The 21,699-nt window shown below is 45.7% G+C and carries 18 protein-coding genes and 1 pseudogene; 14 read left to right on the forward strand and 5 right to left on the reverse strand.

Going from position 1 to position 21,699, the window contains the following annotated elements; translation table 11 throughout:
- The 9 genes and pseudogenes from R7Q39_RS28015 to rpoC all read left to right on the forward strand — a co-directional run.
- Positions 1–71, forward strand: a pseudogene (locus R7Q39_RS28015) (elongation factor Tu); the annotation flags it as partial.
- Positions 72–337: 266 nt separating this feature from the next.
- Positions 338–718: a preprotein translocase subunit SecE gene (gene secE / locus R7Q39_RS28020; protein ID WP_005384680.1), complete on the forward strand. Its 381-nt coding sequence runs from the start codon at positions 338–340 to the stop codon at positions 716–718.
- 13 nt (positions 719–731) lie between these two features.
- A complete protein-coding gene (gene nusG, locus R7Q39_RS28025; RefSeq protein ID WP_005384681.1) occupies positions 732–1,280 on the forward strand; it encodes a transcription termination/antitermination protein NusG in 549 nt (182 codons plus the stop codon).
- A gap of 164 nt (positions 1,281–1,444) precedes the next feature.
- A complete protein-coding gene (gene rplK / locus R7Q39_RS28030) occupies positions 1,445–1,873 on the forward strand; it encodes a 50S ribosomal protein L11 (RefSeq protein ID WP_005384682.1) in 429 nt (142 codons plus the stop codon).
- Positions 1,874–1,877: 4 nt separating this feature from the next.
- Complete coding sequence (gene rplA / locus R7Q39_RS28035; protein WP_005384683.1) at positions 1,878–2,579, forward strand: 50S ribosomal protein L1; 702 nt, start codon at positions 1,878–1,880, stop codon at positions 2,577–2,579.
- A gap of 293 nt (positions 2,580–2,872) precedes the next feature.
- Positions 2,873–3,367, forward strand: coding sequence for a 50S ribosomal protein L10 (gene rplJ, locus R7Q39_RS28040; protein ID WP_005382538.1), 495 nt, complete (start codon positions 2,873–2,875; stop codon positions 3,365–3,367).
- Positions 3,368–3,424: 57 nt separating this feature from the next.
- Entirely contained in the window at positions 3,425–3,793 is a 369-nt protein-coding gene (rplL, locus tag R7Q39_RS28045) for a 50S ribosomal protein L7/L12 (RefSeq protein ID WP_005382540.1), read from the forward strand.
- A 252-nt stretch (positions 3,794–4,045) separates the two neighbouring features.
- Positions 4,046–8,074, forward strand: coding sequence for a DNA-directed RNA polymerase subunit beta (gene rpoB, locus R7Q39_RS28050; RefSeq protein ID WP_005384685.1), 4,029 nt, complete (start codon positions 4,046–4,048; stop codon positions 8,072–8,074).
- A 104-nt stretch (positions 8,075–8,178) separates the two neighbouring features.
- On the forward strand, positions 8,179–12,381 hold the full coding sequence (gene rpoC / locus R7Q39_RS28055; protein ID WP_005382514.1) for a DNA-directed RNA polymerase subunit beta': 4,203 nt from the start codon (positions 8,179–8,181) through the stop codon (positions 12,379–12,381).
- Positions 12,382–12,554: 173 nt separating this feature from the next.
- Here rpoC and R7Q39_RS28060 read toward each other — a convergent pair whose 3' ends face one another.
- Positions 12,555–13,046, reverse strand: coding sequence for an Rsd/AlgQ family anti-sigma factor (locus R7Q39_RS28060; RefSeq protein ID WP_005382515.1), 492 nt, complete (start codon positions 13,044–13,046; stop codon positions 12,555–12,557).
- A gap of 177 nt (positions 13,047–13,223) precedes the next feature.
- On the opposite strand from R7Q39_RS28060, the gene nudC reads away from it, so the two are divergent.
- Positions 13,224–14,021, forward strand: coding sequence for an NAD(+) diphosphatase (gene nudC / locus R7Q39_RS28065; protein ID WP_005382516.1), 798 nt, complete (start codon positions 13,224–13,226; stop codon positions 14,019–14,021).
- A gap of 247 nt (positions 14,022–14,268) precedes the next feature.
- Positions 14,269–15,336, forward strand: coding sequence for a uroporphyrinogen decarboxylase (gene hemE / locus R7Q39_RS28070; RefSeq protein ID WP_318077154.1), 1,068 nt, complete (start codon positions 14,269–14,271; stop codon positions 15,334–15,336).
- Positions 15,337–15,577: 241 nt separating this feature from the next.
- Here hemE and R7Q39_RS28075 read toward each other — a convergent pair whose 3' ends face one another.
- Both R7Q39_RS28075 and R7Q39_RS28080 read right to left on the reverse strand, forming a co-directional pair.
- Entirely contained in the window at positions 15,578–16,150 is a 573-nt protein-coding gene (locus tag R7Q39_RS28075) for a uracil-DNA glycosylase family protein (protein WP_005382518.1), read from the reverse strand.
- A gap of 2 nt (positions 16,151–16,152) precedes the next feature.
- Entirely contained in the window at positions 16,153–17,076 is a 924-nt protein-coding gene (locus R7Q39_RS28080; protein ID WP_318077155.1) for a D-2-hydroxyacid dehydrogenase, read from the reverse strand.
- Between the two features lie 66 nt (positions 17,077–17,142).
- Here R7Q39_RS28080 and R7Q39_RS28085 point away from each other — a divergent pair, with 66 nt between their 5' ends.
- A complete protein-coding gene (locus R7Q39_RS28085) occupies positions 17,143–17,730 on the forward strand; it encodes a YjaG family protein (protein WP_005382520.1) in 588 nt (195 codons plus the stop codon).
- 79 nt (positions 17,731–17,809) lie between these two features.
- Here the strand turns inward: R7Q39_RS28085 and R7Q39_RS28090 are convergent, their stop codons facing one another.
- On the reverse strand, positions 17,810–18,943 hold the full coding sequence (locus R7Q39_RS28090; protein WP_033907150.1) for a hemolysin family protein: 1,134 nt from the start codon (positions 18,941–18,943) through the stop codon (positions 17,810–17,812).
- A 253-nt stretch (positions 18,944–19,196) separates the two neighbouring features.
- Between R7Q39_RS28090 and hupA the strand changes: the two genes are divergently transcribed.
- Positions 19,197–19,469, forward strand: a complete 273-nt coding sequence (gene hupA / locus R7Q39_RS28095; RefSeq protein WP_005382524.1) for a nucleoid-associated protein HU-alpha — start codon at positions 19,197–19,199, stop codon at positions 19,467–19,469.
- A gap of 39 nt (positions 19,470–19,508) precedes the next feature.
- Positions 19,509–20,207, forward strand: coding sequence for a DUF1481 domain-containing protein (locus R7Q39_RS28100; RefSeq protein WP_318077156.1), 699 nt, complete (start codon positions 19,509–19,511; stop codon positions 20,205–20,207).
- Between the two features lie 83 nt (positions 20,208–20,290).
- On the opposite strand, the gene purD is transcribed toward R7Q39_RS28100, so the two are convergent.
- Positions 20,291–21,580 (reverse strand): phosphoribosylamine--glycine ligase, encoded by a 1,290-nt coding sequence (gene purD, locus R7Q39_RS28105; protein WP_017635550.1) that lies wholly within the window; start codon positions 21,578–21,580, stop codon positions 20,291–20,293.
- Positions 21,581–21,699 lie beyond the last annotated feature (119 nt).

Raw genomic sequence — 21,699 nt, forward strand, 5'->3', positions numbered from 1 at the left:
GTCTACGTTTCGCGATCCGTGAAGGTGGCCGTACAGTAGGTGCTGGTGTTGTTGCTAAGATCTTCGACTAATTCATAGCGAATTAGCGATGCTTTCGGAAAATCTTGAATTAGATTTGACGAACCAGTAGCAAAAAGGGCATCATTTGATGCCCTTTTTCTGCACTCAACATTATTTTTGCTGTTTTCTTGTTCAGAAGTGGGTTGGGCGCAGAGCAAGATTAAGCAAAGAGGCTTAATCTTAAGAAGAGTACGCTGATTTTTTCAGCGATATGGAGTTTGCCCTGCAACAGCGGGGTTGTTGTCGTCTATATTAAGACTTGTAACAGGTTGGTTTTATGAAAGCAAATAATGCTGAAACTCCTGATAGCTCAAACGCAGCAGATACGTTTAAGTGGGTAGCCGCTTTCGTATTGGCAGCTGCCGCTGTTGTGGGTAATTACCTGTATGGTGAAATGTCTGTAGTGGTTCGTGCTGCAGGCGTTGTTGTTCTTATTGCAGCTGCCTTAGGCGTTGCAGCAACAACGACTAAAGGTAAAGCAGCGATCAGTTTTGCAAAAGAATCTCGTATGGAAGTACGTAAAGTTGTTTGGCCTACTCGCCAAGAAACCATGCAAACAACACTGATCGTTTTAGCTGTAAGTATTGTAATGGCTCTAGTGCTATGGGGTATTGACGGAATTATGGTTCGTCTAGTAGCTCTAGCAACTGGGGTATAGAGGGTTTTTATTCATGAGTGAAGCTCCAAAAAAACGCTGGTATGTGGTTCAAGCCTTCTCTGGATTTGAAGGTCGTGTAGCTCAATCTCTGCGCGAGCATATCAAAATGCACGGCATGGAAGAGCTATTCGGTGAAGTACTGGTTCCTACTGAAGAAGTAGTGGAAATGCGCGCGGGTCAGCGTCGCAAATCTGAGCGTAAGTTCTTCCCAGGTTACGTCCTTGTTCAGATGATTATGAACGATGAATCATGGCACCTAGTACGCAGTGTGCCGCGTGTCATGGGCTTCATTGGTGGTACCTCAGACCGTCCGGCACCTATCACGGATAAAGAGGCTGACGCGATTCTTAATCGTCTTGAGAAAGCGAGTGAAGCGCCTCGTCCGCGTACAATGTACGAAGCGGGTGAAGTGGTACGTGTTAACGAAGGTCCATTTGCTGACTTCAACGGTACTGTTGAAGAAGTGGATTACGAGAAGAGCCGCCTGAAAGTGTCTGTATCGATCTTTGGTCGTGCGACACCAGTTGAGCTTGAATTTGGTCAGGTTGAAAAGCTGGACTAAGACTCTTCGTTAAAGAGTATAAAAAATCACCTTTTTAGGGTTGTATAAGGCGCGGATTATGACTATAATTTCGCGCCTTTTTACTTCAAGTGAAGTAAAAAGTTTCTTACACAAACGGGGAGCTGATCCGCGATTAGCGTTTGTACCCAAACTTAGGAATTATCATGGCTAAGAAAGTTGAAGCTTACATCAAGCTACAAGTTGCTGCTGGTATGGCTAACCCTAGTCCACCAGTAGGTCCTGCACTAGGTCAACACGGTGTGAACATCATGGAATTCTGTAAAGCGTTCAACGCAAAAACAGAATCTATTGAGAAAGGTCTACCAACTCCAGTAGTTATCACAGTATACAGCGACCGTTCTTTCACGTTCGTAACTAAGACTCCACCTGCTGCTGTTCTTCTTAAGAAAGCTGCTGGCGTTAAGTCTGGTTCAGGTCGTCCAAACACTGAAAAAGTTGGTACTGTAACTGACGCTCAAATCCAAGAAATCGCAGAAACTAAAGCTGCTGATATGACTGGTGCTGACATCGAAGCGATGAAGCGTTCTATCGCTGGTACTGCTCGTTCAATGGGCCTAGTGGTAGAGGGTTAATAAGATGGCAAAACTAACTAAGCGCATGCGCGTAATCCGCGAAAAAGTTGACGTAACTAAAGAATACGAAATCAACGAAGCTGTTGCTCTTCTTCAAGAACTAGCGACTGCTAAATTCGTTGAGTCTGTAGACGTTGCTGTTAACCTAGGCATTGATGCTCGTAAATCTGACCAGAACGTACGTGGTGCAACTGTACTACCTCACGGTACTGGCCGCGAAATCCGCGTTGCAGTGTTCACTCAAGGTGCTAACGCTGAAGCAGCTAAAGAAGCTGGCGCAGACATCGTAGGTATGGAAGATCTTGCTGAGCAAGTTAAGAAAGGCGAAATGAACTTTGACGTAGTTGTTGCTTCTCCAGATGCAATGCGCGTTGTAGGTCAACTAGGTACTATCCTAGGTCCTCGCGGTCTTATGCCAAACCCTAAAGTTGGTACTGTAACTCCTAACGTTGCTGAAGCAGTTAAAAACGCTAAAGCTGGTCAGGTTCGTTACCGTAACGACAAAAACGGCATCATCCACACTACTATCGGTAAAGCAAACTTCTCTGCTGAGCAGATCAAAGAGAACCTAGAAGCACTTCTAGTTGCTCTGAAGAAAGCTAAGCCATCTTCAGCGAAAGGTACTTTCCTGAAGAAAGTAAGCATCTCTACTACTATGGGTGCTGGTGTTGCTGTTGATCAGGCTAGCCTGAACACTCAAGCATAATTTATTTGCTTAGGCGCAAAATTAGTGTATAATTTTGCGCCTAATATTTGTGGTTGGGGCTGAACTTTGGTTCTTTGAACTGTCTCCTAGTTCGAAATGAATTAAGACCCAGTCTCCGTCCAAGACCGTAGGTGTTTGTGTAAAAGCAAGCTTAATTATCCTACGTAGATGGTGCCCGAACTGACAGAAAGCTCTATGTAATATAGTTAACTTTCTTCTGGGGAAGCACCTCAATAGCTCTCACTGTCGTGATGATAGTGAGTGGTGTAACGACAACCAGGAGTAAATCCAAGATGGCTTTAAACCTTCAAGACAAAAAAGCAATTGTTGCTGAAGTCAACGAAGCTGCCAGTGGTGCACTTTCTGCAGTTGTAGCTGATTCTCGTGGCGTTCAAGTTGGCGCGATGACTTCTCTACGTAAACAAGCTCGTGAAGCTGGCGTTTACATGAGAGTTGTTCGTAACACTCTTGCTCGTCGTGCGGTTGAAGGTACTGAGTACGAGTGTCTAACTGACACTTTCACTGGTCCTACTCTAATCGCATTCTCTAATGAGCACCCAGGTGCTGCAGCGCGTCTTTTCAAAGACTTCGCTAAAGAGAACAAAGATTTCGAGATCAAAGCTGCTGCATTTGAAGGCGCTTTAACTGACGCTGAAGTACTAGCAACACTACCAACTTACGACGAAGCAATTGCACGCCTAATGATGTGCATGAAAGAAGCTTCGGCTGGCAAGCTGGCGCGTACTATCGCAGCTATCCGCGATCAAAAACAAGAAGCAGCGGCATAAGCCTTGCTTTTTACTGGTTGCTTAATAAACTTATTGTTGACTTAAAAGAGAATTGTTATGTCTATTACTAACGAGCAAATCCTAGACGCAGTTGCAGAAATGTCTGTAATGCAAGTTGTTGAACTAATCGAAGCAATGGAAGAGAAATTCGGTGTTTCTGCTGCTGCTGCTGTTGTAGCTGGCGGCGCTGCTGCAGGCGAAGCTGCTGCTGAGCAAACTGAATTCGACGTAATCCTAGAAGCTGCTGGCGGTAACAAAGTTGCTGTAATCAAAGCAGTACGTGGCGCAACTGGCCTAGGTCTTAAAGAAGCTAAAGCTCTAGTAGACGGCGCTCCAGCACCTCTTAAAGAAGGTGTTGAGAAAGCAGAAGCTGAAGCTCTTAAAGCTCAGCTAGAAGAAGCTGGTGCAACTGTTGCTGTTAAGTAATTATTGCATAGTTTCTTAGCCTAACGGCTAATTGGCTGGTGGTTTTTTAACCACCGGCCTTTTTGCGCTGTAGGGTATAGGCGAATTTTCCCGCTGTTTAAGCGCCTGATATCCATGCAAAAAACATTTCATTCTTACGAAATGAAATGTCACTACAGTAAACAGCTATATTAGTCACTGTCCCTTACCCCCCTTAAGTAACTAGGAGCGGGCGGACAGTTTGGGTCACTTATCAGCGAGCTGAGGAACCCCATGGTTTACTCTTATACCGAGAAAAAGCGCATCCGTAAGGACTTTGGTACTCGTCCACAAGTTTTGGACATTCCATACCTGCTATCGATCCAGCTCGATTCGTTCGACAAATTTATCGAACAGGATCCTGAAGGTCAATACGGTCTTGAAGCCGCTTTCCGTTCTGTATTCCCGATTCAGAGCTACAACGGCAATTCTGAGCTGCAATACGTTAGCTACCGTCTTGGTGAGCCAGTTTTTGACGTTAAAGAATGTCAAATCCGCGGTGTAACTTACTCAAAGCCACTACGTGTAAAACTACGCCTAGTTATCTTTGATAAAGACGCGCCAGCAGGTACTGTAAAAGACATTAAAGAACAAGAAGTCTACATGGGTGAAATTCCACTCATGACAGACAATGGTACCTTCGTAATCAACGGTACCGAGAGGGTTATCGTATCCCAGCTGCACCGAAGCCCAGGCGTGTTCTTCGACAGCGATAAGGGTAAGACCCACTCTTCAGGTAAAGTTTTATACAACGCACGTGTTATTCCTTACCGTGGTTCATGGCTTGATTTCGAGTTTGATCCTAAGGATAACTTGTACGTTCGTATCGACCGCCGTCGTAAGCTACCAGCATCGATCATCCTTCGAGCACTAGGTAAGTCGACAGAAGAAATCCTAGATATCTTCTTCGAGAAAGTGAACTTCGAAGTGAAAGACCAAACTCTATTGATGGAGTTGGTTCCTGATCGTCTACGTGGTGAAACTGCGTCATTCGACATCGAAGCAAATGGTAAAGTTTACGTTGAGCAGGGTCGTCGCGTAACAGCTCGTCATATCCGCCAACTAGAAAAAGATGGCGTTGATCACATCGAAGTACCAGTTGAGTACATCGTTGGTAAAGTTGCATCTAAAGATTACATCAATGAAGCAACTGGCGAGATCATTGTTAACGCTAACCAGGAAATCAGCCTGGAAGCATTAGCGAACCTATCTCAGGCAGGCCACAAAGCGCTAGAAGTTCTATTTACGAACGATCTAGACCACGGTCCATTCATGTCAGAAACATTACGTATCGACAGCACGGTTGATCGTATTTCTGCATTGGTAGAAATCTACCGCATGATGCGCCCTGGTGAGCCGCCAACAAAAGAAGCTGCAGAAGCTCTATTCGAAAGCCTATTCTTCTCTGAAGAGCGTTACGATCTATCGACTGTTGGTCGTATGAAGTTCAACAGCTCTATCGGCCGTGAAGATGCTCAAGAGCAAGGCACACTTGATGAAACTGATATCATCGAAGTGATGAAGAAGCTGATCGCGATCCGTAACGGTAAGGGCGAAGTGGACGATATCGACCACCTAGGCAACCGTCGTATCCGTTCTGTAGGCGAAATGGCTGAGAACCAGTTCCGTGTAGGTCTAGTACGTGTTGAGCGTGCAGTTAAAGAGCGTCTAAGCCTAGGCGATCTTGACGCAATCATGCCTCAAGACTTGATCAACGCGAAGCCAATTTCTGCGGCAGTTAAAGAATTCTTTGGCTCTTCACAGCTTTCACAGTTCATGGACCAAAACAACCCGCTATCAGAAGTAACGCACAAGCGTCGTATTTCTGCGTTGGGTCCTGGCGGTCTAACTCGTGAACGTGCTGGCTTCGAAGTACGTGACGTACACGTAACCCACTACGGTCGTCTATGTCCTATCGAAACGCCTGAAGGTCCAAACATCGGTCTGATCAACTCTCTATCTGCGTTTGCGCGTTGTAACGAGTACGGTTTCCTAGAGACACCATACCGTCGCGTTGTAGATGGCGTAGTAACAGACGAAGTAGATTACCTATCTGCAATCGAAGAAGGCCAATTCGTTATCGCACAGGCGAACGCTAAGCTAAACGAAGATGGTACTTTTGCAGATGAGCTGATCACAGCTCGTCAGAAAGGTGAATCTGGTCTACACCCTCGTGAGCACGCTCAGTACATGGACGTTGCGACAAACCAGGTTGTATCTATCGCTGCATCGCTTATCCCGTTCCTAGAACACGATGATGCGAACCGTGCATTGATGGGTGCGAACATGCAACGTCAGGCAGTTCCAACACTGAAAGCTGACAAACCGCTTGTTGGTACTGGTATTGAACGTAACGTAGCAGTTGACTCAGGTGTAACTGCAGTTGCTAAACGTGGTGGTGTAATCCAGTCAGTAGATGCTTCTCGTATCGTTGTTAAAGTTAACGAAGAAGAGCTAGTACCAGGTGAAGCTGGTATCGACATCTACAACCTGACTAAATACACACGTTCTAACCAGAACACATGTATTAACCAGCGCCCATGTGTGATGCCAGGTGAGCCTGTATCACGCGGTGACGTTCTTGCTGATGGTCCTTCAACAGACCTTGGTGAACTAGCGCTTGGTCAAAACATGCGTATCGCGTTCATGCCTTGGAACGGTTACAACTTCGAAGACTCGATCTTAGTATCTGAGCGCGTAGTTCAAGAAGACCGTTTCACGACTATCCACATCCAAGAACTGACTTGTGTGGCGCGTGATACTAAGCTTGGTTCTGAAGAGATCACAGCGGATATTCCAAACGTAGGTGAGTCTGCTCTGTCTAAACTAGACGAGTCAGGTATCGTTTACATCGGTGCTGAAGTTAAGGGTGGCGACATCCTAGTTGGTAAAGTTACACCTAAAGGTGAAACTCAGCTAACGCCTGAAGAGAAGCTACTACGTGCAATCTTCGGTGAAAAAGCATCTGACGTTAAAGATACTTCACTACGTGTACCTAACTCTGTATCAGGTACGATCATCGACGTTCAAGTCTTTACTCGCGATGGCGTAGAGAAAGACAAGCGTGCGCTTGAAATCGAACAGATGCAGCTTAAAGAAGCGAAGAAAGACCTAACTGAAGAATTCCAGATTCTTGAGGGCGGCCTTCTAAACCGTGTTAAAGCTGTATTGATTGAAGGCGGTTACTCTGAAGCGAAACTAGACACAACTGATCGTAAGAAGTGGCTAGAACTAACGCTAGAAGATGACGCACTACAAACTCAGCTTGAGCAACTTGCTGAGCAGTGGGATGAGCTAAAAGCTGACTTCGATAAGAAGTTCGAAACTAAGCGTCGTAAGATCACTCAAGGTGATGATTTAGCACCTGGCGTCCTGAAGATCGTTAAGGTTTACCTAGCGGTTAAACGTCGCATTCAGCCTGGTGATAAGATGGCGGGTCGTCACGGTAACAAGGGTGTAATCTCTAAGATCAACCCTGTTGAAGACATGCCATACGATGAGAAAGGTCAGCCTGTAGACATCGTACTTAACCCACTGGGTGTACCTTCGCGTATGAACATCGGTCAGATCCTAGAAGTACACTTAGGTCTGGCAGCGAAAGGTATCGGTGACAAGATCAACCAGATGGTTAAAGAGCAGCAAGAACTAGCGAAATTCCGCGAGTTCCTACAAAAAGTTTACGATCTAGGCGACACTCGCCAGAAAGTAGACATTGCTTCTCTATCTGATGATGAAGTACGTACTCTGATCAAGAACTTGCGTGGCGGTCTACCAATCGCGACTCCTGTATTTGATGGCGCTCCAGAAGAGTCAATCAAAGCACTTCTTGAGCTAGCAGATCTACCAACATCAGGTCAGTTAACACTGTTTGATGGTCGCACAGGTGATGCGTTTGAGCGTCCTGTAACTGTTGGTTACATGTACATGCTGAAACTGAACCACCTTGTTGATGACAAGATGCACGCTCGTTCAACTGGTTCGTACAGCCTAGTAACTCAGCAGCCACTAGGTGGTAAAGCTCAGTTCGGTGGTCAGCGTTTCGGTGAGATGGAAGTATGGGCACTAGAAGCATACGGTGCTGCTTACACGCTACAAGAAATGCTAACGGTTAAGTCGGATGACGTTAACGGCCGTACTAAGATGTACAAGAACATCGTAGACGGTAACCACAGCATGGAACCTGGCATGCCAGAATCGTTCAACGTACTGTTGAAAGAGATCCGCTCGCTAGGTATCAACATCGAGCTAGAAGACGAAGAGTAATCCTTTTCTCTCTTGATGAAAGTCGAGAGAATCAAAGCGATTATTTGGAAGAAGGTGCTCACTTTAGCAAGTGAGCTCCTTTTAACTCCTTACAGGAGCTGATTGTGAAAGACTTATTAAACTTTCTAAAAGCACAGCATAAGACCGAAGAATTTGATGCAATCAAAATCGGTCTATCTTCACCAGACATGATCCGTTCATGGTCTTTCGGTGAAGTTAAAAAACCTGAAACGATCAACTATCGTACGTTCAAACCTGAACGCGATGGTCTGTTCTGTGCGCGTATCTTTGGTCCAGTTAAAGACTACGAATGTCTTTGTGGTAAGTACAAGCGCCTGAAGCACCGTGGTGTTATCTGTGAGAAGTGTGGTGTAGAAGTTACACAAACTAAAGTTCGTCGTGACCGTATGGGCCACATTGAACTGGCTTCACCAGTAGCTCACATCTGGTTCCTAAAATCGCTACCGTCTCGTATCGGTCTACTAATGGATATCCCTCTACGTGATATCGAACGCGTTCTGTACTTCGAAATGTACGTAGTAACAGAGCCTGGTATGACTGATCTAGAAAAAGGTCAGATGCTTACTGAAGAAGAGTATCTAGATCGTCTAGAAGAGTGGGGCGACGAGTTCACTGCTAAGATGGGTGCGGAAGCTATCAAGGACCTACTAGGTTCTATGGATATGCACGCTGAAGCAGAACAAATGCGTGAAGAGTTAGAGACAACAAACTCTGAAACTAAGCGTAAGAAAGTAACTAAGCGTCTTAAGCTGGTAGAAGCGTTCATCGCATCGGGTAACAACCCTGAGTGGATGATCCTAACTGTACTTCCAGTACTTCCGCCAGATCTACGTCCTCTAGTACCTCTAGATGGCGGTCGCTTTGCGACTTCTGATCTTAACGATCTATACCGTCGTGTGATCAACCGTAACAACCGTTTGAAGCGTCTTCTAGAGCTAGCTGCTCCGGACATCATCGTACGTAACGAAAAACGTATGCTGCAAGAGTCTGTTGATGCGCTACTAGATAACGGTCGTCGTGGTCGTGCGATCACAGGTTCTAACAAGCGTCCTCTGAAATCTCTTGCTGATATGATCAAGGGTAAACAAGGTCGTTTCCGTCAGAACCTTCTAGGTAAACGTGTAGACTACTCTGGCCGTTCTGTAATCACAGTAGGTCCATACCTTCGTCTACACCAGTGTGGTCTTCCTAAGAAGATGGCACTTGAGCTATTCAAACCATTCATCTACAGCAAGCTAGAGACTCGTGGTCTTGCGACTACAATCAAAGCTGCTAAGAAAATGGTAGAGCGTGAAGAAGCGGTCGTTTGGGATATCCTAGACGAAGTAATCCGTGAACACCCAGTACTATTGAACCGTGCACCGACACTTCACCGTCTAGGTATCCAGGCGTTCGAACCAGTACTGATCGAAGGTAAAGCTATTCAGCTACACCCACTTGTTTGTGCGGCGTACAACGCGGACTTCGATGGTGACCAAATGGCGGTTCACGTACCTCTAACTCTAGAGGCACAACTTGAAGCTCGTACTCTGATGATGTCGACAAACAACATTCTGTCGCCAGCGTCAGGTGATCCGATCATCGTACCTTCTCAGGACGTTGTATTGGGTCTGTACTACATGACTCGTGAAAAGATCAACGTGAAAGGTGAAGGCATGTACCTTTCTGGCCCAGAAGAGGCTGAGAAAGCATACCGCACTAAACAAGCTGAGCTTCACGCACGCGTTAAAGTACGTATTACAGAAACTGTTGTAGACGAAGATGGCAACAGCACTACAGAAACCAAGATGGTAGACACCACTGTTGGTCGTGCAATGCTATGGCAAATAGTGCCAGCTGGTCTACCGTACAGCATCGTTAACCAAAAGCTAGGTAAGAAGCAAATCTCTAACCTACTTAACGAGGCGTACCGTAAACTAGGTCTGAAAGACACAGTAATCTTCGCTGACCAAATCATGTACACAGGTTTCGCATACGCGGCACTTTCTGGTGTATCTGTTGGTATCGACGATATGGTTGTACCAGCAGCTAAGTACACTGAAATCGCAGAAGCGGAAGAAGAAGTACGTGAAATCCAGGAACAGTACCAATCAGGTCTTGTTACTGCAGGCGAACGCTACAACAAAGTTATCGATATCTGGGCATCGACCAACGACCGTGTTGCGAAAGCAATGATGGAAAACCTTTCATCTGAAACGGTAGTTAACCGTGACGGTGAAGAGGAACAGCAAGAGTCATTCAACAGCATCTACATGATGGCGGACTCGGGCGCTCGTGGTTCTGCAGCACAGATTCGTCAGCTTGCGGGTATGCGTGGTCTGATGGCGCGTCCAGATGGTTCAATCATCGAAACGCCGATCACCGCGAACTTTAAAGAAGGTCTAAACGTACTTCAGTACTTTATCTCAACGCACGGTGCTCGTAAGGGTCTTGCGGATACGGCACTGAAAACAGCGAACTCGGGTTACCTAACTCGTCGTCTAGTAGACGTTGCTCAAGACGTTGTTGTAACTGAACATGACTGTGGCACTCACGAAGGTGTCGACATGATGCCTCACATCGAGGGTGGTGATGTTAAAGTTGCACTTTCTGAGCTTGCTCTTGGTCGTGTTGTTGCTGAAGACGTACTAAAACCTGGTACTGAAGACGTTCTTATTCCACGTAACACCCTGATCGATGAGAAGTGGTGTCAAATCATGGAAGAGAACTCAGTAGACAGCATGAAAGTGCGCTCTGTAGTAACGTGTGATTCTGACTTCGGTTGTTGTGCACAGTGTTACGGTCGTGACCTAGCACGTGGTCACCTAGTGAACCAAGGTGAAGCAGTTGGTGTTATTGCTGCTCAGTCTATCGGTGAGCCAGGTACACAGCTAACGATGCGTACGTTCCACATCGGTGGTGCGGCATCGACAGCAGCGGCAGAGAACAGTGTTCAAGTTAAGAACAACGGTTCTATCAAGCTACACAACGCTAAATCTGTATTGGCTGATGACGGTAAGATCGTTATCACTTCTCGTGCGACAGAGTTAACTATCGTTGATGAGTTTGGTCGTACTAAAGAGAAGCACAAACTGCCTTACGGTACGCTACTAAGCAAAGGCGATGGTGATACAGTTCAAGCTGGCGAAACAGTTGCAAACTGGGAAGCGCACACACTACCTATCATTACTGAGGTAGCAGGTCGCATCCAGTTCGTAGATATGATCGACGGCGTAACAGTATCTCGTCAAACGGATGACCTAACTGGTCTATCTTCAAGCGAAGTAACTGACCCAGCAGCTCGCCCTTCAGCAGGTAAAGATATGCGTCCAGCTATCAAACTTGTTGACGAGCAAGGTAACGATGTAATGATCCCTGGTACTGATATGCCAGCTCACTACTTCCTACCTGGTAAAGCGATTGTGAACATCGAAGATGGCGCAGCAGTAGGTGTTGGTGCAACACTAGCACGTATTCCTCAGAAGTCTGGCGGTAACAAAGATATCACCGGTGGTCTTCCACGAGTTGCTGACCTATTTGAAGCACGTAAGCCGAAAGAGCCTGCAATCCTTGCTGAGCACACAGGTACTGTGAGCTTTGGTAAAGAGACGAAAGGTAAACGTCGCCTAGTGATCACACGTGAAAGCGGTGAAGCTTACGAAGAGATGATTCCTAAGCATCGTCAGTTGAACGTATTCGAAGGTGAAAAAGTTGAACGTGGTGATGTGATCGCAGATGGTCCAGAGTCTCCACATGACATCCTACGTCTACGTGGCGTACACGCGGTAACGCAGTACATTGCTAACGAAGTACAGGAAGTTTACCGTCTACAAGGCGTTAAGATTAACGATAAGCACATTGAAACTATCGTTCGTCAGATGCTACGTAAGTGTACTATTACTCACTCTGGTGACTCTGAGTTCCTACCTGGTGAACAGATTGAGTACTCACAAGTTAAGATTGCTAACCGTAACCTAGAAGCTGAAGGCAAAGAGCCTGCACGTTTCGAACGTGAACTACTAGGTATTACTAAAGCATCTCTAGCGACTGAGTCGTTCATCTCTGCGGCATCGTTCCAGGAGACAACTCGCGTACTAACAGAAGCTGCGGTTTCTGGTAAGCGTGATGACCTACGTGGTCTGAAAGAGAACGTAATTGTTGGTCGTCTGATCCCTGCTGGTACTGGTTTCGCATACCACCAAGAGCGTCAAGCTAAACGTTCTGAAGCGCAAGATGGTCCTTCTGCTGAGCAAGCAACGGATAACCTAGCGGCACTTCTAAACGCTGGTTTCTCTTCTGAAGAGTAAGTCATATAACGAGTAATCGTTAAAAGCTTAAGAAAAAGGCACCTTCGGGTGCCTTTTTAGTTTTTTATACTACTTTGTTCTTCCGGTGGGATTTTCGATAAAGCTAGAAACAAAAAAGACCGACGATGATCGTCAGTCTTTTCTCTCACTCTATTTCTGAATGTTTGCAAATACTAAGCTCCAGGTGGCATAGACAGGCTTTCTGCGATTTGCTGTATCAGATAGTCCTCGACTTCAAAGCGAGTCTCAAGAATTTCCCCAATGAGACACATATCAGAATCGAAATCATTTAATTCATCATCTTCAGTCACTTCTGAGTACTTATCGTTAAAGTTCAATAATGGTTCAGTCGTTAGAACAATTTGACCATAGGTTTGATTGATCTCATTAGTCACGACAAAGCCGGTTGCTTTCCAACGGTCCATAACCATGTCATAAATTTTAAAGTGGCCTTCGGAGATGTAATCAACGAGGTGCTGACAGAAATCCTGCAGTTCGGAAGGAGATGGGAGTTCAATAACATTGGTTTTCGAACAAGGTTGCAGCGCTGCAAGCTTACAATATTCAACAATCAGGGATTGTCGTGTCTCTAACCAGTGATCAATGACATCACTTGAGCCACCCCACTGGTCTTGTGTTTGTTTGAATTTTCTTAGCATGACCATGCCCTCATGATCTGATCGCCCATCGGCGAACGTATCCTTTGCAAAGCAAAGTTAGTAAAGTTATTACAAACTCTTGTCCTTACTAGAATTTAGAGTGCACATTTACTTAACGATAAACTCTAGTATGAAATTAGATTGCCAGTAAAATGAACGAACTTCAAGCAAAGGGATAGTGTAATGTTAAGAAAAGGTGATGTTAACCGCGCGATAAATGCATACTGGTGTGTTGTTGCAGGAAGTGAAATTTGGCTGGTGGATGGTGCTGTGCCCTTCGGGTCTGCAGAGCAGTTATCACTGCCAGTAACGAGTGCAAGACCCATTGGTGAGTATTCTGGTTCGCCCGTCATGTGGCTTAACTTGGCCGATTTAGAGCATGATCTACCTTTAGTATCCCTGCGTGACTGCCTGCATTTTCCTGAGCCATTATTTATGTTGTTAAGTAAAGCTGTGCAATATGGGCACATGACGCAAAGTTTGCGCTTTTGTCCACAGTGCGGAGGAAGAAACTTTCTTAATAATAACCAGTTAGCCATGCAGTGTGGTGAATGTCGCACCCTTCATTATCCTAGAATATTTCCGTGTATTATCGTTGCTGTACGTAAAGAAAATCAGATCTTATTAGCCCAACATCCAAGGCATCGAAATGGTATGTATACGGTTATTGCGGGTTTTCTAGAAGTCGGTGAGACATTAGAAGAGTGCGTGGCTCGAGAAATTCATGAAGAAACGGGAATTCTCGTTAAAAATATTCGTTACTTTGGCAGCCAGCCTTGGGCTTTCCCATCCAGTATGATGATGGGGTTTTTAGCTGACTATGAATCCGGAGAGTTAAGCCCAGACTACACTGAGCTGTCTGATGCACAATGGTTTGGTATCGATGAGATGCCGCCTGTTGCGCCTAAAGGAACTATTGCAAGAGCACTTATCGAACAAACGCTGAAAGATATAGACTCTAATTGTCTGATAAATAGATAAAAAAAACCCTCCGAGAGGGAGGGGGTAAGTAAGATGTCGTTATGAGATGCTGAGTACTAAGTACTCAGTTTATAATTGTAGTTTTCGCTAGCGAACAAATTTTTAACACTGATACCGATTGGGTGCAAATTAAGCATTGATTTAAAAGTTAATAACTTGATCCAGGTTGCAAAGCACACAGCTATTGGACTTAAATCAGTGATAGAATACCCCCTTTCACAGAAAGCCTAACAGTTGGAATTACGGAATGACTGAATTAAAAAATGATCGTTATCTGCGTGCGCTTTTAAAAGAGCCGGTAGATTACACGCCAGTATGGATGATGCGCCAGGCAGGTCGTTACCTACCAGAATACAAAGCGACTCGTGCAGAAGCGGGTGATTTCATGTCTTTGTGTCGAAATGCAGAATTAGCATCCGAAGTGACACTTCAACCATTACGCCGTTTTCCTCTTGATGCCGCGATCTTATTCTCGGACATCTTAACGATTCCAGATGCAATGGGGCTTGGTTTGCGTTTTGCTGCGGGTGAAGGACCTGTTTTTGATAACCCAATTACATGCAAAGCCGACGTGGAAAAAATTGGTTTGCCAGATCCTGAAGGTGAACTGCAATACGTAATGAACGCAGTACGCCAGATCCGTAAAGACCTGAAGGGTGAAGTGCCGCTGATTGGTTTTTCTGGTAGTCCTTGGACTCTTGCGACGTATATGATCGAAGGTAGTAGCTCTAAAGCGTTTACCAAGATCAAGAAGATGATGTACGCGGAACCACAAACTCTGCACCTACTTCTAGATAAGCTGGCAGACAGCGTTATCGAGTACTTAAACGCGCAAATTAAAGCGGGTGCGCAATCGGTAATGGTATTTGACACATGGGGTGGCGTACTAACGCCTCGTGATTACAATCTGTTCTCACTGCAATACATGCACAAGATTGTAGATGGTCTGATTCGTGAAAACGACGGTCGTCGCGTACCAGTCACACTGTTTACTAAGAATGGCGGCATGTGGCTTGAGCAAATCGCAGCCACGGGCTGTGATGCGGTTGGTCTAGACTGGACAATCAACATTGCAGACGCGAAAGCACGTATCGGTGATAAAGTGGCTCTGCAAGGTAACATGGACCCATCAATGCTTTACGCTTCACCAGAGCGTATCCGTGAAGAAGTCGCGGGTATTCTAGAAGGTTTTGGTGATGCAGGTACTGGTCATGTGTTCAACCTAGGTCACGGTATCCATTTGGATGTGCCGCCAGAAAACGCGGGCGTATTTGTGGAAGCGGTACACGAGTTATCTAAGCCGTACCACAAGTAACTTCGACTTTTTGAAATCAAATGCCGGCATTCAGTGCCGGTATTTTTTTTGCCTAAAATTCAGTTTTTCTATCTGAGACTCAAGGCTGTACAGCTCTAGTAGTATTTGGCCTACTATGATCTAATTACTACTCTAGCTGTACATTAGACATTAAAATTTAATATAAACAAATGCTTATGATTTCGGCTTTTATGTTCTAATTTTCTTGTACAGATAAACAAGCAATTAGATCATGGGTAACCTAAAGCATCGAGTGAACGCGTTTTTTAAGGTATGGCACGACGTCAGATTCAAACCAAGGATTCTTCTTTAACCACAATGTATTGCGTGGGGATGGGTGAGGGAGCGGGATAAAGTCCGGTTCCCAATCTTGCCATTGCTGAACAGTTTGCGTGAGCGTCTTTGGTTTGTTGGTGAGATAGTACTGCTGCGAGTACTGACCAATTAGTAGAGTGAGCTCTATATTGGGCAGTTGCTCAAGAATCTTTTTATGCCAAGTGGGCGCACATTCTTTACGAGGCGGTAAATCACCAGAGTTCCCTTTGCCTGGATAACAGAATCCCATTGGGACAATGGCAATTTTATTTGGGTCGTAGAAAACGTCTTTGTCGATATCGAGCCATTGGCGTAATCGATCACCACTTGGGTCATTCCAAGGTATCGAGGTTTTGTGTACACGTGTGCCAGGGGCCTGACCGATGATTAGGATGCGTGCCCCTTTTGCTGCTTGCACGACAGGGTTTGCACCCAAAGGTAAGTTATCCGCGCAGATCTGGCAGGCCCTCACTTGCTGCAATAGCTCGTCTAACGACATTCTTAGTAACCCTTTTCGAAATCCACTTGATAATTTAATGAAAACCCATCGCGCCAGCGTAGATAGTTGTCAGCAAAAATCTCGATGACTTGCTCGGGAAAACTCAGCGCAGCAATGTGTGGAGTGATGGTGACTTGCGGTAGTTTCCAAAACGGATGCTCTACCGATAACGGTTCTTGCTCAAACACATCTAAGAAGGCGTGTTCTACCCAACGGTTTTTCAGAGCGAAGAGCAACCCTGCCTCATCCAATACGTCGCCACGACCTACGTTAAACAATAACGCCTGATTTAGTTGGCTGAGCGTTTGACGATTAAGTAACTGTCGCGTCTCAGGTGTACTTGGTAGAGTATTCACAACGATGTCGGCTTGCTCAAATGCCTTACTTAGTTCATTGATATGAAAGGTCTGATGAAACTCGCCGCCTGAAGTCGGGATACCTGTGCGGTTAATACCGATAGTTTTTATCCCCATTGCTTTAACGGCGTTGCCCAGATAGCCCCCAATGCTACCGGTACCAAGAATTACCATGGTTTTACTTTGTAATGACGTGTATAGGTGAGGCTGCCATTGTTTGTTTTGTTGTTGCTGGTGGTATCGGGCAAAGTGGCGGTAATGGGCAATACTGTAACCCAAAACATATTCAGCAATCAGTGGACCAAAGATGCCTCGAACGTTAGTTAGAGTATAGTCCTGACGAAGGCTAGGGGATGTTAAGGCGTTGACACCAGCAAACGTGGATTGCACCCATTCAAGCTGTGAAAATTCGTCTAAGCTTTGTGATAGTAAGGGTGGATCCGCTAGTACGATCTGAGCGGCTTCTGGTTGGTCGGTGAGGCAAAGATCGGGCAGATTTTTCTCTGCCAGTAACGTTTTGTAGGTGTCGCGATGCTCTGAGAGCAGGAAAATCTGATTTGAATGCGGCATTAACTTTTTTCCCTGTGATGAATCAAGTACACTTTCGCTGTTTTTTTCTTCAATGATTGAGTGACTATGCTTAAGAATCCTCTTCAGGTTCGTTTAGAAAAACTAGAACCTTGGCAACAAATTACCTTTATGGCGTGTCTGTGTGAACGCATGTATCCAAACTATGCGATGTTTTGTGAGAATACAGAATTTGCTGACCCGCGTGCTTACCGAGCGATTCTTGATAGTGTATGGGAAATTTTGACAGTTAAGAACGCGAAAATTAACTTCGAACGTCAATTGGAGAAGTTAGAAGAGTTGTTCCCAAGTGCGGATGAGTTCGATTTTTACGGCGTTTACCCAGCGATGGACGCGTGTCAGGGTTTGTCTACGTTACTGCATGGTCTATTGGACCGCGACTACCTTTTCGATTCAATGCTTAAAGTGAGTCAACAGTCGGTACAAACCGTTGCTGATCTAGAGCAAGCACAAGGCGCAGAGCCAATCACTAACGACAACCAGAAAGAAAACGAAGCCGTATGTGAAGAGTGGGACGTCCAGTGGGCTATCTTCCGTCCGCTGCGTGAAGCGGTAGAACGTGACATCAGCTTGATTAAAGATTTGCGTGAAGAGCTACGTGAAGAAGGTGTGAGCAACATCGGTATTGCACTTTAATTGTTGAATAAATAGAAAAAGGCATCCTAACTGGATGCCTTTTTTGTTTGTGCGTTTAAGCTGTTATACCTAATGCTGATTACGATTCTTTCGAGTCGGGTTTCGGTGGCTCTTGAGCTTCTGGCTCTTTATCCTGCTTCTCCAGCTCGTTATCTTCTTCATCGTCATCGCGGCTTTCGATTACGCCGTGCATTTCTTTCCAGCTTTCCCAGCGTTGGTAAGCCAGCTCCTGCATGTCAGTGCTTTTATCTGCTTCGTCGATGATCTCCTCGCCTACGAGGTGTTCAAAAATATCTTCCAACGTTACCAAACCTAGCACGGTACCGTATTCATCAACAACAAGTGCCAGCTGTAAGCGATGAGTCATCATCTGGTCGAATACTTTAGGTAAAGTGGTATTGTTTAGCACCACTTGAATTGGGCGCATGATTGCTCCCAACTGTTTCTGTCCACTACCTGATTGTTGTAGTTTGAACAACTCAAGGCGATGCACAAAACCAATGATGTTATCTTTCTGCTCGCTGTAAACCAATGGGCGTGAGAAAGGCGTATCTTTGTGTTTTTCTAGGAACTCATTGATGGTCATTGTGGCATCGACACGGAATACTACTGGTCGTGGCGTCATAACCTGCGTTACGGGTACATCTTGGATGCCAAGCAAGTTGCTTAAGATTTTTGATTCACCCTCGGCAAACTCACCGCTTTCACGTGCCAGAATCGCCATTGCAGACAGCTCATCACGCATCTTTGGAGCTTCGTGGTTACGAGCAAGACGCTTGGTGATTTGCTCTGAGAACCAAACAAAGGGTGTAAGCGCCCATACCATCCAACGCAATGCGACCGCGGCAGTGGGTGCCAACTGACGCCAGTAGGTCGCGCCAATCGTCTTCGGTACGATTTCTGAAAGCACTAAGATCGCCAATGTCAGCACTGCCGAAAAGATACCTAATGCTTCGCTACCAAATACAACCGCAGCTTGTGCACCAGCAGTGGCCGCGCCGATAGTGTGAGCGATGGTGTTTAAAGTCAGAATAGATGCCAGTGGTCGGTCGATATCTGATTTCAGCTTAGCCAATTGCCCAGCTGCGGGATGCCCCTGTTGATTGAGCTGCGCAATGTAGCTCGGACTGATACTCAGCAGTACCGCCTCCAGCACCGAACAGATAAACGAAATGCCGATTGCAATAGAGATATAAATGGATAACAGCAGCATAGTTGCCCTTGAATGTAGTTTGATAGTGGTTATTTGCAGCTATTATAACCGCAAAAGTGACTTATAAATTGGTCCAAATACCTTGGAAAGCAAGGGTTTTCAGGGGGTATGTGGTAACAAATTGTGAGTTATTACTCATATTATGGCTAAAAGTACGTCAGAAAATCGAAAGATCGCTTACAAACCTTTGCCAGATGGGGCATTTATGTTTTAGAGTGAGACGAATTCGATAACCTATGAGAAGGGAAACCTAATGAACAAGACCCAATTAATCGACTTTATCGCAGAGAAAGCAGACCTATCAAAAGCACAAGCAAAAGCTGCTCTTGAAGCGACTCTTGATGGTGTAACTGGCGCACTTAAAGAGGGTGACCAAGTTCAACTAATTGGTTTTGGTACATTCAAAGTAAACCACCGCGCTGCACGTACTGGTCGTAACCCTAAGACTGGTGACGAGATTCAAATCGCAGCAGCTAACGTACCAGCATTCGTAGCAGGTAAAGCGCTGAAAGAATCAGTAAACTAAGTTAGAATGCACCGAGGTATCCTGCCTCGGTGCAATTTCATGAAAAAACATCTACTCACTTCACTTCTCCTATCTAGCCTTACCCTTTTTGGCTGTTCATCGGTTGAAACTCCTAATTTAGAACAATTCACGCATTTTTCTGGTGGTAAAGTTGCGGGAGATGCTAGCAGCTTGTACTGGATGACAGAGAAATTCACTCGTGTGAGTACGGCGGCTGATTATGTGACTATGGGGGATAATGGTTGGTTCAAGAGTGATTATCTCTGGGATGAAGGTGAGTTGCGAGAGTTGATTCGAAAAGGCGAGCAAGTTGATACCAAACAAGAGTTGGTGCCTTTTCAAATCCACATCCGTTTCAATAAAGATGGCGAAGCGGTTTACCAAAAATATCGTGTTAACCGTAAAGTCTTGCCACTTCAGCATGACCAATTAGAGCGCTACAAAGCAGAAGCGAATGACGTAGTGGCATCGGTTAAGGCGCAGTCTCGTAACAATCAGAGCCTTATTCAAGGTTATTGGAATGGTCAATCGTTTGAAACCTGCAAAGGTAAGGTGTTCTCGACGCTCGAGTTTAATCAGACGTTGCCAAAATTTATTATCGAGCGTCTCTCATCGGTAGACAGTTATGTGGCTTTTGTCGGCAAGCAGTCACGAAACAAAGCAATGGTCGATGAACTGTTGATGCTCAATGACGATGACTTTGATTGTGTTTCTCGGCCAACGTTGATCTCTGAATAAACATTGCTTCGAATTCTGTCGAACAAGAACAATAAAAAAGGCGCTGAGTGCGCCTTTTGTTTTTTAGCCAACTCATGTTGTTTTTATTTTTCTTGCTCACGTGCAATTGCACGGTAGCCGATGTCGTTGCGATGGAACATGCCATCCCAACGGATCTGTTTTGCAAGCTCGTAAGCACGCTGCTGCGCTTCTGATACACTGTTGCCAAGTGCGGTTGCACAAAGAACACGACCACCGTTTGTCACGATGTCGCCATCTTTGTTATCTGTACCAGCATGGAAGACTTTTTCGCCTTCAATTTCAACTTGTGGCAGACCCGAAATTACGTCGCCTTTGTTGTATGCAGCTGGGTAACCACCGGCTGCTAACACGATACCAATCGATGCTCGTGGATCCCACTTCGATTCCGCTTGATCCAGTTTCTCGTCGATTGCCGCTAGGCACAGATCAACAAGATCCGATTCCATGCGCATCATGATAGGTTGTGTCTCAGGATCACCGAAGCGGCAGTTGTACTCGATTACTTTCGGAGTGCCGTCTTTGTCGATCATCAGACCCGCGTATAGGAAACCAGTGTAAGGGTTACCTTCAGAGGCCATGCCACGTACTGTTGGGTAAATCACTTCTTCCATGATGCGGTTGTGGATTTCTTGTGTCACCACTGGAGCTGGAGAGTATGCTCCCATGCCACCGGTGTTAGGACCCGTATCTTTGTCGCCTACGCGTTTGTGGTCTTGGCTGGTGGCCATTGGCAGAACGTTCTCACCATCCACCATCACGATGAAGCTTGCTTCTTCACCATCTAGGAACTCTTCGATAACGACACGACTACCAGCATCACCAAATGCGTTGCCTGCTAGCATGTCTTTGATTGCGTCCTCAGCTTCTTCTAGCGTCATTGCCACAATCACGCCTTTACCAGCTGCAAGGCCGTCGGCTTTCACCACGATCGGTGCACCTTGCTCACGCACGTAAGCCAGTGCAGGCTCGATTTCAGTGAAATTCGCGTAGGCACCCGTTGGAATTTGGTGACGAGCAAGGAAGTCTTTGGTAAACGCTTTAGAGCCTTCAAGTTGCGCTGCGGCTTGGGTAGGACCAAAGATTGGTAAGCCCGCTTCGCGGAACGCATCAACCACACCAATAACCAATGGTGCTTCTGGGCCAACGATAGTCAGTTCAATCGCCTTCTCTTTGGCGAAAGCAACAAGGCCAGTGATGTCTTCTACATCGATGTTTACGTTCTCTAGTTTTGGCTCTAGTGCTGTACCTGCGTTGCCTGGAGCAATGAAAATAGTCTCAACATTTGGGTTTTGCGCTGCTTTCCAGCCTAGCGCATGTTCACGACCGCCTGAACCAATGATTAAAACTCGCATATGAAAATCCTTAATCTTATAAATACCGTTTGCTCAAACTCAGATATTTCGCAAAGACCTGAGTATGGCCTCTCTAATTCAGTGGGACGAGGACAAGGCGACAAGTGAACTTATTCCTA

This window comes from Vibrio sp. 947 (genome assembly GCF_033339115.1).
GTDB classification, from domain to species: Bacteria; Pseudomonadota; Gammaproteobacteria; order Enterobacterales; family Vibrionaceae; genus Vibrio; species Vibrio alginolyticus.